This window comes from Flavobacterium sp. FlaQc-57 (assembly GCF_044007395.1).
Classification (GTDB): Bacteria; Bacteroidota; Bacteroidia; order Flavobacteriales; family Flavobacteriaceae; genus Flavobacterium.
The window spans coordinates 850,704-864,774 of sequence record NZ_JBIPDA010000001.1 but is presented as its reverse complement, the minus strand read 5'-3'; the positions used below and the strand labels follow the sequence as shown (position 1 = coordinate 864,774).

Here is a 14,071-nt window from a genome sequence, read left to right as displayed (position 1 = left end):
GAATACAGTCGCAGTTTTCAGTTTGAAGGCTGCGATTTTTTTTAGAATTGTTTAAAAAACTCTTTGATCATTTTTGAGCTTTCTTCGGGGCTTCTTAGTGATAGAAATTCACCATTCTTATCTATTGTAAAATGTCCTTTAAAAGTATCAGGCATCGCATTATATTGTTTGTTTACTTGATTTAGAGTTTCTTTAAAACAATTGTAATTGTATTTTTCGATTAAATAAGGCAAAGAATTTTGTCCTCTTAAAAGTTCGTATTCCTGATAATTATAAGGCGTTGTTTCTTGTCTTTTTAGTAAAGTAAGATTGAATTTTAGTAACAATTTTTCGATTTCCTTTTCTCTTACGAACAAAGAAAGACCACGAAGGGCATAGATTTTCATGTCGAGATAACGTTCTTTCTTATATGCACCATCAAAGAAAATCTTTAATTCAGGAAAATCAAAATCATATAATAGTCTCAGTATCTTGTTTCTAATGTCAAGTTGCTTTGTAGTAAAATAAATCCTTGTTAAGTGAAGATAATTATCCTTGTCAATGAATTTCTTATCTAATGAAAATAATGAATTTCTGAAGTCTTTATTGCTATCTTTAATTTTTTCGTCAGTTAATATAGCTGGAAATTTACTCATTGTTTTTTGCAATTGAATCATTTAGGTTTAATAATTCTAATTTTAAATCAGCTTCAAATTTAGCTCTATTTTGTGTTCCAATTTTTCCAATTAATTCATTTGTTACTTCTTCTAATGTATATGTTTTCATTTGTTTAAAATAAAAAATAAAAAAAGAATCTCTTGAAAGAGAACTGAAAACTGCGACTGAAAACTAAATACTACTCAGCCAGCCAATTCTTGAAATCAAAGAAATTCTGCGGTGCAACACCGTGACCAACTGGGTATTCTTTATAAGTAACCGGAATATTTAGGTTTTCTAAAATTGCCGGAGTTTTTCTAGCCCATTCGACAGGAATTACTTGATCTACAGTTCCGTGCGAAGCGAATATTTTTAGGTTTTTAAAGTCATTTTTCTCAAAACCCTCTTTCATGATTTCTTCATTAAAGTATCCACTCATTGCCACAACTCGCTGAATTTTTTCAGGATAAGAAAGTGCCACTGAATAACTCAAAATGGAGCCTTGACTAAAACCAACCAAAGTAACATTATTAGGATCGATTGGGTAATTTGCAATTAATTCATCTACAAAAGTAGCGATCAGATCACGAGAAGTTTTTGCTTGTTCGTTATCTGAAAATTTATTCTGATCAGCATCAAAATTAATAGCATACCACGCATAAGCACCGTATTGCAAATCGTAAGGCGCTCGGGCCGAAATAATGTAATAATTATCAGGAAGTTCTGTGGCGAACGAAAACAAATCGGCTTCGTTGCTTCCGTATCCGTGTAACAAAAGTAAAACTGGGTTTTTGGCTAAAATTACTTTTGGTTCTTGTATTTTATATTCTAAAGATAGATTCATTTTTAATTGTGAATTGTAAGTTGTGAATTGTAAATTTTCAATTTTGTCAAGGCTTAAAACTTTGACAAAGTTTTTCAAGTTTGGATTTTTAAAAAATTTGAATTTTCCTAACCTATCGATTTAAACCATTTTTGAAAAAGATTTCCAACTAACGGAATAGGTCTTGTTTGACCTTGAATGGCACTAAAAATTCCGTAAGTCCATAAGATTGAAATACAAATCCACATTGGGAAAGTGATCATAAAACTATCAAAATTGCTAATGATAGCTCCGAAGGAAATAAAAGACAAAGACAATCCTAAAGCCTGACGAATATGAAAAGAAGCAAAACTATTTTTATTTTCAGAGTTCATCGACATTGCAATTAAAACGCCAATTATTAGAATATAACTGGTAATAGCGATTGATTTTCCCTCTTCGATTGAATTATTCATTGTAATTATTTTGTGATAACAAGTTTATTTTGGTTGAAGATTCCGTAAACAGAACCTCTGGTTTCAGTTCCTAAAAAAGCAGAATTTTTAGACTTTGAAAGAATATTTTCTTTTGTAAAAGTAGATTTTCCTTCAGGTGTAAAGAAAGTAAAGTTTGCTTTCGAACCTTCGGCAATTTCATTATTTTCAATTCCGAAAACCGCTTTTCCTAAAGTTAATTTTTCAATTATAGTTTCTAAAGGTAAAACAGTCAATAAAGCTCCAAACGCACTTTCAAGACCAATTGTTCCGTTTTTAGCAGTATCAAATTCCATTTTCTTAAACTCAATATCGATCGGATTATGATCTGAAGTAATCATATCAATCGTTCCGTCTAAAACGGCACTTACGAGCACGGCTCTGTCAGCTTCTGTTCTTAAAGGTGGCGTAACTTTATAACGCGTATCAAAGCCTTCTAATTGAAGATCTGTAAGTGTCAAGTGATGTACAGCAACACTACAAGTTACTTTCAAACCTTTTGCTTTGGCTTCTTTAATTAGTGCTACAGATTTTGCTGTAGAAACTGTTGGAATATGTAGTTTTCCACCTGTATATTCTAACAAAAATAAGTTTCTTGAAACTTGTAATTCTTCTGCTAAAGTCGGAATTCCTTTTAAGCCTAATCGGGTAGATACAATTCCTTCGTTTACAACTCCATTTCCTTTTAGATTAGCATCCTGCGTATAAGTAATTACTAATCCATCAAAATCCTGTACGTATTGCAAAGCAATTTTTAATAGATTAGCATTGTCGATGCTTTTATTATAGTCTCCAAAAGCTACGGCTCCGGTATTTCTCATATCGAATAATTCGGCCATATCTTTTCCTTCGCTGGCTTTTGTTAAAGCACCAATTGGGAAAAGCTCTGTTGCGAAACCATTTGCTTTATTTTTTACAAAATTTACCTGAGATTGATTGTCTATAATAGGGAAGGAGTTGGGTTGTAAAGCAATTGCAGTAAAACCGCTTTTTGCAGCAACATTCAATCCGTTGGCAATTGTTTCTCTGTCTTCATAACCTGGTTCACCAAGAGAAACACTACTGTCAAACCAACCTTGCGAAAGATGTAAATTATCAAATTTCACCTCAGTTGCTTCTTTATTTTCAGGAAGCGAAGTTCCTATTTTTTCTATAATACCATCTGCAATTAAAAGATCAACCGTTTGGTTATGAAACGGACTTTTTGAATCGATAATTTTGGCGCTTCTGATGATTATTTTCATATGTAGAGAAATTTATTTTGTATTTATAGGTTCTTGCTTTGTCATTTCGACGAAGGATAAATCTCGCTCGATATTTCGTTTAGAATTTTCTCTGCATGTGTGATTTACTTCGTCTATTCGCTTTCGCTCGGGCCTCCTTCGTCGAAATGACAAACTAAACGAATCGTTTGTAAACTATTTCACGAATTTAATAATTGCCATTTCTAATGCTAAAAATAACAGTGCAAAGATAACAAACCATTTCCAAATTTGGCTGTCTGTTCGCTCAGTTTGTAGCGTATTAAAAATGGTCGAAATTGTGTCGGCAGTTTTAAAATCTGAAACTACATTTGTGTTTACCTGACTTAAATCGCTTTCGCTTCTTTTGTAATTGAAACTCAGATTTTCAACCCATTCTTTTTTGTCAAAAATGCTATAGTTTCCAGCTGTTTCAGGGAAATCATTAAATGTTAATTTTACTTTACTATTCAATATTTGCTGAATCGGAATAAATGAATCATCATTTCCTCTTACTTCTAAAATGGCATCTTTAGTCAATAAAACATCTACAAAATAAGGCTGATTATTGCCAATTGTCAATGCATTTACGCCTGTTTTTTGATTGTTTTGTCCCATTTTATAAAATAAAGGAACAATTAAAGGCGATTGCTGAAAGTTAGAATTCGTCGTGTTTATTGGTGCCGAGAAAATAGTGATCCCTGAAACAGGATTTTGAATCATAGTTACAAAAACACTTTGATCTTCATACGATAATACTGCGGGATAAGGACTTGAAACAGGGAATGAATTAGCCGTTTTTGGATATTGAAAATTTGTGATTTTATTTTCGAAAACGCCTGAAAACAAAGGATGATCAAAATTAATTTTTGTAATTAATTTGTTTTTATTTTCAAGACTGCCAAATTGAATTTTTCCGAAATTACCTAAAAAGGAATTTAAATTTGAAACAGAACTTTTTTCAGAAGGAATAACAACTAAATTGCCGCCCTTTGTGACAAAAGCTTTCAAAGTAGTTTGTAAAGCTTGTGGAATTTCAGCTAATTCATTTAGAATAATTGTATTTTGTTTGTCAAGGCTGTTATAATCTAAGTTGCTAATCGGGTAATTATTATAATTGAATTCTGCCGAAGTATAAATTCTTGATAAGAAATTACTTTTCTCAGGTTCTCCAATACTAATAACGTTGGTTTTTTTAGTTTTAGAGATACTGAAATACAATTTGTTATCATAGGTCAAACCATTGTCTTCAATAGTCACATATCCGTGAAAGGCTTCTTTCGGAATTGTAAAGTTGATTTTCTTTTTCTTCGTATCAAAATTGATAATCGTTTTGGCAATCAGTTTGTTTTGATTGTATAATGCCATTGAAACGGGCTTGAAATCTTCTCCGTACGCTGATAAATTAACAGCTATTTCGTAGAAGTTTTCTAAAGTCTGATTGATAAAAACGCTGTCAATTGCAATATTGTTTTTTTGTTCGGCTTCAGGAATAATGAAATATGGTTTTTCTTCAGTATCAATGTTTTTGATATCTTTTTCGGCTAAACCAACGGCATCAGTAATGATAACAATATCTTTTTTATACGCTGATTTATGAGCTTTTATCTTCGCCATAATTGACGGAAGTTCAAAAGGAGTTGCACTATATTTCAGATTTTGTAAAACACTTTTTGATGATTTTATATCAGTATTCCAAAAATTCTCAGTGTTGGTCAGTAATGAAAATTGTGTATTTTCAGGAGTGTTTTCTAATAATTCCTGAACAGCACGTTTTAGCAATTCGCCTTTTTTGCCTTTGGCTTGCATACTAAACGAGTTGTCAAGGATAATATACATTTCGTTTGTCGCATTTTTGCTGTCTTTGGCTTCAAAAAAAGGCTGAGCAAAAGCCAGAATAATACAAGTTAAGAGTAGTAAACGAGTGGCTAATAATAATCTTTTTTTTATTTTAGAACTTTTTCGGGTTTGGATGGAAAGTTCTTTTAAGAAACGAACATTACTAAAATAAGAGATTTTAAAACGTCGTAATTGAAATAAATGAACCAAAATAGGAACAATCAATAAAAACAGAAAGTATAGAATTTCGGGATGTTTAAAGTGCATTCTGGCTTCGATTTACTTCACTACATTTTGTAGATACTGGTCAAAAATACAAATTTTTAATCAAACCATGTAAGGAATATTTAGTTAAACTATATATGCAATACATGAGATTATGAGCAAACATTATTACACGAAAATTAATGAACTTAAATGACTTATATGATTTGATTTTTTGCAGGATCTAGTTTCAGAAATGTTGGTTCTGTTAGTTTATTTTGTAATAAAAAATGCTATATCTATTGATATTATTGAGTATTTTAGCATATTCAAAAAACAAATACAATACTATGAAAAGATTATATATACTTCTTTTTTCAGCTTTAGCTTGCTCGAGTTTGCAGGCACAGAATAAATTTAATTTATTAGTAGGAACTTATACTAATACTTGTCAAAGTAACGGAATTTACGTTTATGAGTTTGATGCTGATTCTGGTAGCTTTAAAGTAAAGAATTCTTCTGAAAATGTGATAAGTCCGAGTTATTTATCGGTTTCTGCAGATAATAAATTTGTGTACGCCGTAAATGAAAATGGCAATCAGAGTGCTGTTAGTGCATTTGGATATGATTCGCCTACCGGAAAACTTACTTTCTTGAATAAAAATGATGCTTTGGGTGCTGATCCTTGCCATTTAATTAATGATGATAAAAATGTAATTGTTGCCAATTATTCTGGCGGAAGTATCGTTGTTTTTAAAAAGAATCCGGATGGAAGTATTTCTGAAGTGCAACAATTAATTCAGCATGAAGGAAAGGGAGTAAACGCTGCACGTCAGGAAAAAGCACATGTGCATATGGTTGTTTTTTCTCCTGATAATAAGTTTGTTTTGTCTAATGATTTAGGTTTGGATAAGGTCTTTATTTATAAGTACAATCCGAATTCTAAAAACGAAATGCTGACATTAAAAGGCAGTGTTGATGTAAAACCAGGAAGCGGACCAAGACATCTAACTTTTAGTAAAGATGGTAAATTTGTGTATTTAGTTCAGGAATTAGATGGAACATTAACAACATTTAGTTACGATAAAAGCGGAAGTTTGAAAGCAATTGCGGAAACAAGTATTTTGCCAAAAAGTTTTACTGGAGGAACTGGAGCTGCAGCGATTAAAATTTCACCTGATGGTGGTTTCTTATATGTATCAGATCGCGTTGATGCCAATAATATATCAGTTTATAAAATCCTTAAAAACGGGAATATTGAATTGGTAGAACAATTGAGTACTTTAGGAAAAGGACCGAGAGATTTTGCTATCGATCCAACAGGAAATTACCTTTTAGTTGCGCATCAATATACCAATGATATCATTGTTTTTAAAAGAGATAAAGCAACAGGAAAACTTACAGATACCGGAAAAAGAATTGAATTATGTTCGCCGGTTGGGTTGGTTTTTACGAAAATATAATTTTAAAAGGTTCTGAGGTTCTAAGTAGCTAAGGGACTAAGGTAAAAAAGCTCAAAAATGCAAATTTAATTCTGCATCTTTGAGCCTTTTTTATGTTTTAAAACTTAGAACCTTAGCAGCTTAATGTCTTAGTCTCTAAAAAAAACTATTTATTCTTATCTTTTCTCTTTTTATCTCTCGTTTTCAACATATTTCGATTGACAGATCCGTGGGTTTTCTTTTTTGTTTTAGATGGTCCACCAAGATTTACTTTTTTATTCTTTTTGTCTTTTTCGTGGAAAGCACCATCACCGCTAAGTTTTTGTTTTTTCATCAAAAACTTAATTGGTTGTTTGTCTTTTTCAGGCTCGATTAATTTGGTTGAAATTTCAACTTCTTCAGGAAAATCAGCTATTTCAAGTTCCTGATTCATTAATACTTCGACTTCGACTTTAAATTCTTCTTCACGAGGCGTGATAAAACTAATTGCAGTTCCTGTTGCATCAGCACGACCTGTACGACCAATTCTGTGCATGTATAATTCAGGAAGTTCAGGAAGTTCAAAGTTGATTACGTGCGAAATGTTCGAAATATCCAAACCTCTCGCCATAATATCAGTAGTAATCAATCCACGAAGATTTCCTTCCTGGAATTCTGCCATTGTACTCAAACGGTAATTTTGAGATTTATTTGAGTGAATAACTCCAAACTGACCTTCAAAATCTTCTTCGATACGGGTATGAAGCATGTCTGAAATCTTTTTATTATTCACAAAAACCAAAACACGTTCCATGTTTTCGTTTGTTTCTAATAAATGTTTTAACAGATTAACTTTTGTATTAAAGTTGGGTACGTTATAGGTAATTTGAGTAATGTTTTCTAATGGAGTTCCTGATGCAGCAAGTGTAACTTCTTCCGGGAAATCAAAAAAGTCATTCAAAACAGCATCAACTTCGTCAGTCATTGTTGCAGAGAATAAAATGTTCTGACGTTTGTTTTTCATCATAGCCAAAAGTGCAGTCAATTGCGTACGAAAACCTAGATTAAGCATTTCATCAAACTCATCGATAACTAATTTTTGAGTTTCATCAAAACGAATTACAGCGTCAAGCGCTAAATCCATTGTTCTACCAGGTGTTCCGACCAAAATGTCAACTCCTTCGTAAACTGCTTTTTTTTGTGTATTGATATTTACTCCACCAAAAATTCCAAGTGTGCTAACAGACATATATTTTGTTAGTTTCTCGATTTCTTCTACTACCTGAACTACTAATTCACGTGTTGGAACTAGTACAACTATTTTAGGTGTATTAGTTGGTGTAAATTTGTATAATTTTAAAAGTGGTAATAAGTAAGCAAATGTTTTACCGGTACCAGTTTGCGCAATTCCCATCATATCGCGACCTGACATAATCACTGAAAAGGATTTTTTCTGAATTGGAGTAGGCGTAACAAAGCCTAATTCATCGATTGCTTTTTGTACTGATTTTGGAAGATTGAATTGTTCGAAAGTGCTCATTTACATTAAATTTTGTGCAAATGTACGTTAAAATGACGGTTAGATCGCTAAAATTTTCGAATCATCTAATAATTAGATAGTATAATTATCTAGTTTTCAATATTAAAAGCCTTCGAATACGCCCAACCCAAAAAGTGCAAAATCGTATTTTACAGGATCTTGAGCATCCATTTCTCTTAGTTTTAGATCTAATTCGGTAAGCGCTTTTCCGTCGTTTTGTTTTCTGGTCAAAATACCTAATTTACGGGCAACATTTCCTGAATGAACATCTAAAGGGCAAGACAATGATGCCGGCGAAATGGTTTTCCAAATTCCTAAATCGACTCCTTTTGTATCTTGGCGAACCATCCATCGCAAATACATGTTGATTCTTTTTGCTGCAGAATTATTGAGAGGATCTGAAATGTGTTTTTGAGTTCGTGGTAAATGATCGATTTCGAAAAATATTTTTTTGAATTCGCTGATACTTTTTTGTAGGCTATCTGCTTCTTGATTTTTGGCAAAAACAGTTTCTAAACCATTATGATTTTTATAAATATGCTGTAAACCTTTTATGAAACCGCCAAAATCTTTTCCGTTGAAAGTACGGTGAACAAAATTTTCAAGTCGGGACAAGTCTTCGTCAGAATGTGACATGACAAAATCGTAAGGTGTATTACCCATTAATTCCATCATTTGATGTGAATTTTTGATAATCATTTTACGATTTCCCCAAGCGATTGTGGCGCTCAAAAAACCAGCAATTTCAACATCCTCTTTTAATGAAAACAAATGTGGAATTTGTACTGGATCACTTTCAATAAAATCTTGATTGTTATACTGAATGACTTTTTCGTCGAGGAATTCTTTGAGTTCTTTTTGGTTCATGTTTAAAATGAAAGTTCTTATTATTCGAGGGTTCTAGCCCTGATAGTCCCGAAGTTTCGGGAGTTTCCATTTTTCTTGCTTCTTTAGCAAGGAAAAGATATAGCAGATAGCAGGAAATAGTTCCTAATTACTTATTTGTCCGTCGACCATAATTAATTTTCGGTCGGCCATGTTGGCTAATTCTTCGTTATGAGTTACAATTACAAAAGTTTGCCCAAATTCGTCACGAAGTTTGAAAAATAATTGGTGTAAATTCTCGGCAGAATGGGTGTCTAAATTTCCAGACGGTTCATCGGCAAAAATAACATCCGGTTTATTGATCAATGCTCTCGCAACGGCAACACGTTGTTGTTCTCCACCTGAAAGCTCGTTTGGTTTATGATTTATACGATGTGACAATCCTAAAAATGTTAATAGTTTTTTGGCTTCAGCTTCTGTTTCAGCTGGTTTTTTGCCTCCAATGTAAGCTGGAATACAAACATTTTCTAAAGCTGTAAATTCGGGTAATAGTTGATGAAACTGAAATATAAAACCCAAATTCAGATTTCTGAATTTCGATAACGCTTTGTCATTAAGACCAAGTATATTTTCTCCGTTTATGGTTAATGAAGTATCTGTATTTGATTTTGAGGGCTTGTCTAATGTTCCTAAAATTTGCAATAAAGTTGTTTTTCCGGCTCCTGAAGCACCAACTATTGAAACAATTTCTCCTTTTTTAATATGCAGGTCAACTCCTTTTAAAACTTCAAACTGGTCGTAGAATTTATGTATATTTTTTGCGTGTATCATTTTGAAACTGTTTTTACAAAGAAACAAAGATTCTACCGATATAAAAATGCCATATAACAGAATTTTAAGAAGAAATAATTTCACATGACAATCTCGATGTCAAAAGGTAAATGTGAGTTGCAATGGCAAACACAATGGTAATTTTAAAAAAAAGTGGAAGGCAAATGAAATTGGGTCTGGTTTTTGGTATAGAGTAAAAAAAGTAATGATTTTAGATTTAAAATCATTGATTAGGTGTGAATTAAGTAATAAATTGTTTCAGTGAAATAAGTGAGTTTTAATGAATTCTCTTTAATTTTATAAAATATCTAAATAACATGAAAATGGAGGACGTAAAAGCAGTGAATGACGATAGAACAAAGAAGCTTCTTTTGGGATTAATTTTTGATGCGATTGGAATGTTAACATACAGTATTCCAGGTTTTGCAGAGCCTGCCGATTTGATTTGGGCGCCAATTGCGGCTTTTATTATGACCAGAATGTATAAAGGACGCGTAGGGAAAGTGGCCAGTGTTTTGACTTTTGTCGAAGAGATTCTTCCTGGTACAGACATAATTCCGTCATTTACCATCACTTGGATTTATACCTATTATTTTCAAAAAGGAAATAATTAACTTTTATTGATCAAATAAAAAAATGGCAACTTTTATGGTTGCCATTTTTCATTTAGTTTTATTGTATTACAATTTTTTTGACGTGTAAAACTTTTTTCGTTTCGGGATTTGAAACTTTTATTATGAAAACACCTTTTGATTGGAGATGAATGTTTTCCTGAGTTTTTCCGTTAATGGTTCGTTTTAAAAGTTCTTTTCCTAAAATGTCGTAAATTTTAAGATCAGCTTTTTCCAGATCATTTTCCATTAAAACTGAAAAATAGCCATTACTTGGCACTGGCCAAACTTTAAAATTATCTGTCGCTTCTTTGGTTATTTCATCAACTTTTAATGTAGAGTATCCACTCACAATGTTTACTTTTCTAGTCATAGTTCCTCCTTCAGAATCAGTAACGGTAAAGTTAAAAGAACACAGACCTTTTGCATTAGGAGTAAAATCTACGGTATCAGAGGATAAAACAGCGCTTCCGTTTACAATATTTGAAATGCTGTATGAAACTCCGCTCGTAAATCCTCTTGAAAGCTTTTGAATATTAATATTTAATTTACTTCCTGTCGGAGAATCATAGTGTGGTTGAGACATCCATTGTAAATACTTGTCAAGATTTGTGTAACCGCTTTGATCAGTGTCAGCATTAGAGTCTGAGAAATCACCGGTTCCAGAATTTACGTTTGTGCCAATGATAGTTTCCCACCAGTTTGGTAATCCGTCCTGGTCAGTGTCCCAATTTGCGTCTCTGTTTATAGTTGGATAAGATTCGAAACCGCCAACGTCAGCTTCGTTATCCGGAAACCCGGGTTTATTGGTAACGCTTCCTTTAATTGAATAAGTTCCGTTTAGAGTTTCATTAATGATTCTTTGATCGTGATCGTCAAATTCCGGTTGTGTACAGCCAACATCTGAAAGGACAATTTTATAAGCATTTTTAGCTGATTGTGTTGTTACATAAGAAGGGAAAAACGGCGCATTTACAAAGTTCTCAAATGTAATTGCAACTCCCGAAGCTTTTCTTCCGGCTTCCTGATTGCTTTCGTCAAAATAACCGGGCATAACATTTCCTTTAAAATACACTTGCTGCATTCCGGTTCCGGCACCTTCATTTTGTTGATTTACAGCAACAAATATTTTTGATCCGGCTCCGGGTTTGTAATAATTGTTGACAAAATTAAGTTCTTTAGTTCCGCCGTCGGTCGTTCTTGAGCCCCAATTGTAAACGACATTATTGGTAATATCCATTCGTCCTGCATAAGCGCCGCTTCCGTCTAAGCCTCCGCCTAAACTCCAGTTACGTCCGTAATTATGGGCTAGTAGATTATGATGAAAACTGCCAATGTCACCGCCAATTGTAGCAGCATAACCATGTTCTGTTCCAGCAGGATAATTTTGATGTCCTGCGGCATTTAAAGCTTCTGAGATTAATGTTCTTTGCAGTGTAATATTTTTTCCTGAACGAGAACTAAAAGATTCGTCAATAGTCCAGCTTATAGAGCAATGATCAATAATACTATTATCAGCTCCTGTTAAGCCCATTCCGTCATAAGTAGGACCGCCTCCAACTCTTACTCGCACGTTTTGCACAACAGCGTCGTTGCCGGTTATACCAAAGGGAGCAGAGCGAATCGTAATTCCTTTTCCGGGAGCAGTTTGTCCCGCAACAGTTACATAAGGCTGGCTTAAAACCAAACGTGAATTAAGCTGAATGATTCCTGATGTACTAAAAACAATTGTTCTAGGTCCAATATCGTTTGTTACTGCTTCGCGTAAACTTCCCGGACCGCTATCATTTAGATTGGTTACCGCGACCACTTTTCCGCCTCTTCCTCCACGTGCAAAACGACCATAACCTTCGGCATCCGGAAAAGCAAGTTGTGCAGGGCGAAAACGCCATGTATTACCTTTTTCTACAGCATTATTAGCCAAGACTTCATCAACACGCCAAAAATAAGTCGCGCCAGTATATAAACCGTTTATTTGATACGATGTGTTTGCCTTAATTTGATTGCCTTTGAATTCTGGTGATGATGTTGTAGCTGCTTCCACGGCAGCTTGATCTGTTCCAAAATAAATATTGTGAGACAGGGCGTTTGTTGCTCCCGTCCATCCTAAAAGTTTTCCTGCAGATGTCAATTCAACATGTTCATCATTGTGTTTTGGAGATGGATTTGTTGATTGGTAAAAAATGTTTGGAGTGTTGAGTTCAAAACCGTTTAATATGAAGTTTTTTATATTTTCAGTACCCGATGTTTCGGCTGCAAATAATAAAACAACATCAGTATTTGCAACAGCCTGAAATTTCAAATAAGCTGATTGTGCATCTGCTGTTTTTGTAGCTCTTACACTCGGAATTAAATTATTGACTGCTAAATTGCCATTGATTGAAATATCAATTGGACTGAAAACATTTCCTGACGGGCTGTCAACATTATTAAAAAAAGCAAGCAGTGTATGTTGTCCTGCCTCTAAACCACTTATTTTAAGTTCGATTTGTGCGCCTAGATTTGCGGTTGTACCTTTTACAGTAAGTCCGTCAGAAATTAATCTGGCATAATACGGAGCTTGAATTCCGGCTTTGTACCAGTTGGTTCCTAGCGCATCTCCTTTGTCTCCAACTCGGGTTATTGTAAAAGTAACACCATTTTCGGTGTATGTGCTGGTATTGCCAGAGGCGATTACCCAAGCCGTATAATCAGGTTCATTTACTTCGGTTTTAGGTCTTCCTGATTGATCAAAATCAATTTTCACTACGGGGTTTTGGGCAAAGAGGGTAGTAACTGACATTGTAAAGCATACTACTGCCATTACAAAGGGTAGTTTCATAGTAGAGTTCAACATTTTAATACTTTTTTGGTTAGTTAGTTTAGTAAAATCAAAGATTTCTGTAAGTACTCTTTTGAAAAGTTTAGTGTTTTTTACAAAATGATAAAGAAGCTGTTTTTTAGGCTAATTCTTATTTGTTTAAAAATTTAACTTTATGGTTATGAGTAATGTAAAGATTGAGAATACACAACATAAAACTATCCTGCACCATCCTGCATGAATGGTTTTCTAATATAAAATAGGGAGTATTATTTGTTGAAATGTATTTTTTATCACAAATTTTTAAATATTTTAGATTTAAAATGTAAAATTGGTGAATTGGTGTGTGGTTTAGATTGAAAACAATCTGTAGAACATGACTTAATTAAAAAAAGATTAATTTTTAATGTAGAAGGAAAAGAGAATTTTGGAAGGAATGAAAAAAAATGAATTGAACAATAGAGAAGACTTCAATTTAGTTTAACGAAAGACTATTTTTTGAACAAAAAGCCAAGTCCCATATTTTTCAGCATTTTCTTTTCGAAATCCCAAAAGAAACGGAATTGTCCAAAAAGAGTTCCAATTCCAACTAATAAAACTTGATAAATAGGGAAAATGATCAATAATCGAATTAAGGTAAACCAACCGCCAAAATCTTCTTTCGTGATGCCCAATAATACACAAAAAGGTTTAGAAAGCCAGGCTGATGCCGATCCTGTGATGGCAAAAACAATGAGTATAATAATGGCTTGTATATTTGAGGTAATTCCCCAACGTTTCTTTAATCGATTCATGCTTTATTTATAACGATTACAAATATAGCAAGA

General features: G+C 33.3%; 13 protein-coding genes. 2 read left to right on the top strand and 11 right to left on the bottom strand.

Annotation, left to right across the window (positions count from 1 at the left end; translation table 11 throughout):
• Positions 1 to 41: 41 nt before the first annotated feature.
• The 6 genes from ACHRVZ_RS03690 to ACHRVZ_RS03665 form a co-directional block, all read right to left on the bottom strand.
• The gene (locus ACHRVZ_RS03690) at positions 42 to 635 is read right to left on the bottom strand and encodes a hypothetical protein (RefSeq protein WP_395420828.1); all 594 of its coding nucleotides are present in this window, start codon (positions 633 to 635) and stop codon (positions 42 to 44) included.
• Positions 628 to 765 (bottom strand): hypothetical protein, encoded by a 138-nt coding sequence (locus tag ACHRVZ_RS03685; RefSeq protein WP_395420827.1) that lies wholly within the window; start codon positions 763 to 765, stop codon positions 628 to 630. Before ACHRVZ_RS03685 ends, ACHRVZ_RS03690 begins: the two co-directional genes overlap by 8 nt.
• Positions 766 to 835: 70 nt before the next feature.
• Positions 836 to 1,480, bottom strand: coding sequence for an alpha/beta hydrolase (locus ACHRVZ_RS03680; protein WP_395420826.1), 645 nt, complete (start codon positions 1,478 to 1,480; stop codon positions 836 to 838).
• A 107-nt stretch (positions 1,481 to 1,587) separates the two neighbouring features.
• Positions 1,588 to 1,914 carry a hypothetical protein gene (locus ACHRVZ_RS03675; protein WP_395420825.1) on the bottom strand — a complete coding sequence of 109 codons (327 nt, stop codon included), beginning with the start codon at positions 1,912 to 1,914 and terminating at the stop codon, positions 1,588 to 1,590.
• A 5-nt stretch (positions 1,915 to 1,919) separates the two neighbouring features.
• Positions 1,920 to 3,176 carry a dihydroorotase family protein gene (locus ACHRVZ_RS03670; protein ID WP_395420824.1) on the bottom strand — a complete coding sequence of 419 codons (1,257 nt, stop codon included), beginning with the start codon at positions 3,174 to 3,176 and terminating at the stop codon, positions 1,920 to 1,922.
• A gap of 174 nt (positions 3,177 to 3,350) precedes the next feature.
• Complete coding sequence (locus tag ACHRVZ_RS03665) at positions 3,351 to 5,279, bottom strand: BatA domain-containing protein (protein ID WP_395420823.1); 1,929 nt, start codon at positions 5,277 to 5,279, stop codon at positions 3,351 to 3,353.
• Positions 5,280 to 5,566: 287 nt separating this feature from the next.
• Between ACHRVZ_RS03665 and ACHRVZ_RS03660 the strand changes: the two genes are divergently transcribed.
• Positions 5,567 to 6,679 carry a lactonase family protein gene (locus ACHRVZ_RS03660; protein WP_395420822.1) on the top strand — a complete coding sequence of 371 codons (1,113 nt, stop codon included), beginning with the start codon at positions 5,567 to 5,569 and terminating at the stop codon, positions 6,677 to 6,679.
• A 145-nt stretch (positions 6,680 to 6,824) separates the two neighbouring features.
• Here the strand turns inward: ACHRVZ_RS03660 and ACHRVZ_RS03655 are convergent, their stop codons facing one another.
• From ACHRVZ_RS03655 to ACHRVZ_RS03645, 3 genes are all read right to left on the bottom strand, one after another.
• Positions 6,825 to 8,177 carry a DEAD/DEAH box helicase gene (locus ACHRVZ_RS03655; RefSeq protein ID WP_395420821.1) on the bottom strand — a complete coding sequence of 451 codons (1,353 nt, stop codon included), beginning with the start codon at positions 8,175 to 8,177 and terminating at the stop codon, positions 6,825 to 6,827.
• Between the two features lie 102 nt (positions 8,178 to 8,279).
• Positions 8,280 to 9,044: a TIGR02757 family protein gene (locus ACHRVZ_RS03650; protein ID WP_395420820.1), complete on the bottom strand. Its 765-nt coding sequence runs from the start codon at positions 9,042 to 9,044 to the stop codon at positions 8,280 to 8,282.
• Between the two features lie 123 nt (positions 9,045 to 9,167).
• Complete coding sequence (locus ACHRVZ_RS03645) at positions 9,168 to 9,833, bottom strand: ABC transporter ATP-binding protein (protein ID WP_395420819.1); 666 nt, start codon at positions 9,831 to 9,833, stop codon at positions 9,168 to 9,170.
• A 317-nt stretch (positions 9,834 to 10,150) separates the two neighbouring features.
• Here ACHRVZ_RS03645 and ACHRVZ_RS03640 point away from each other — a divergent pair, with 317 nt between their 5' ends.
• On the top strand, positions 10,151 to 10,447 hold the full coding sequence (locus ACHRVZ_RS03640) for a hypothetical protein (protein ID WP_395420818.1): 297 nt from the start codon (positions 10,151 to 10,153) through the stop codon (positions 10,445 to 10,447).
• 58 nt (positions 10,448 to 10,505) lie between these two features.
• Here ACHRVZ_RS03640 and ACHRVZ_RS03635 read toward each other — a convergent pair whose 3' ends face one another.
• Positions 10,506 to 13,265: a T9SS type A sorting domain-containing protein gene (locus ACHRVZ_RS03635; RefSeq protein WP_395420817.1), complete on the bottom strand. Its 2,760-nt coding sequence runs from the start codon at positions 13,263 to 13,265 to the stop codon at positions 10,506 to 10,508.
• Positions 13,266 to 13,735: 470 nt separating this feature from the next.
• Positions 13,736 to 14,038 (bottom strand): DUF6787 family protein, encoded by a 303-nt coding sequence (locus tag ACHRVZ_RS03630; RefSeq protein ID WP_395420816.1) that lies wholly within the window; start codon positions 14,036 to 14,038, stop codon positions 13,736 to 13,738.
• Positions 14,039 to 14,071 lie beyond the last annotated feature (33 nt).

What these genes read in the sequence shown, in the direction of transcription:
- ACHRVZ_RS03690 (WP_395420828.1), bottom strand. Translation starts at nt 635, where the DNA reads ATGAGTAAATTTCCAGCTATATTAACTGACGAAAAAATTAAAGATAGC.
- ACHRVZ_RS03685 (WP_395420827.1), bottom strand. Translation starts at nt 765, where the DNA reads ATGAAAACATATACATTAGAAGAAGTAACAAATGAATTAATTGGAAAA.
- ACHRVZ_RS03680 (WP_395420826.1), bottom strand. Translation starts at nt 1,480, where the DNA reads ATGAATCTATCTTTAGAATATAAAATACAAGAACCAAAAGTAATTTTA.
- ACHRVZ_RS03675 (WP_395420825.1), bottom strand. Translation starts at nt 1,914, where the DNA reads ATGAATAATTCAATCGAAGAGGGAAAATCAATCGCTATTACCAGTTAT.
- ACHRVZ_RS03670 (WP_395420824.1), bottom strand. Translation starts at nt 3,176, where the DNA reads ATGAAAATAATCATCAGAAGCGCCAAAATTATCGATTCAAAAAGTCCG.
- ACHRVZ_RS03665 (WP_395420823.1), bottom strand. Translation starts at nt 5,279, where the DNA reads ATGCACTTTAAACATCCCGAAATTCTATACTTTCTGTTTTTATTGATT.
- ACHRVZ_RS03660 (WP_395420822.1), top strand. Translation starts at nt 5,567, where the DNA reads ATGAAAAGATTATATATACTTCTTTTTTCAGCTTTAGCTTGCTCGAGT.
- ACHRVZ_RS03655 (WP_395420821.1), bottom strand. Translation starts at nt 8,177, where the DNA reads ATGAGCACTTTCGAACAATTCAATCTTCCAAAATCAGTACAAAAAGCA.
- ACHRVZ_RS03650 (WP_395420820.1), bottom strand. Translation starts at nt 9,044, where the DNA reads ATGAACCAAAAAGAACTCAAAGAATTCCTCGACGAAAAAGTCATTCAG.
- ACHRVZ_RS03645 (WP_395420819.1), bottom strand. Translation starts at nt 9,833, where the DNA reads ATGATACACGCAAAAAATATACATAAATTCTACGACCAGTTTGAAGTT.
- ACHRVZ_RS03640 (WP_395420818.1), top strand. Translation starts at nt 10,151, where the DNA reads ATGAAAATGGAGGACGTAAAAGCAGTGAATGACGATAGAACAAAGAAG.
- ACHRVZ_RS03635 (WP_395420817.1), bottom strand. Translation starts at nt 13,265, where the DNA reads ATGAAACTACCCTTTGTAATGGCAGTAGTATGCTTTACAATGTCAGTT.
- ACHRVZ_RS03630 (WP_395420816.1), bottom strand. Translation starts at nt 14,038, where the DNA reads ATGAATCGATTAAAGAAACGTTGGGGAATTACCTCAAATATACAAGCC.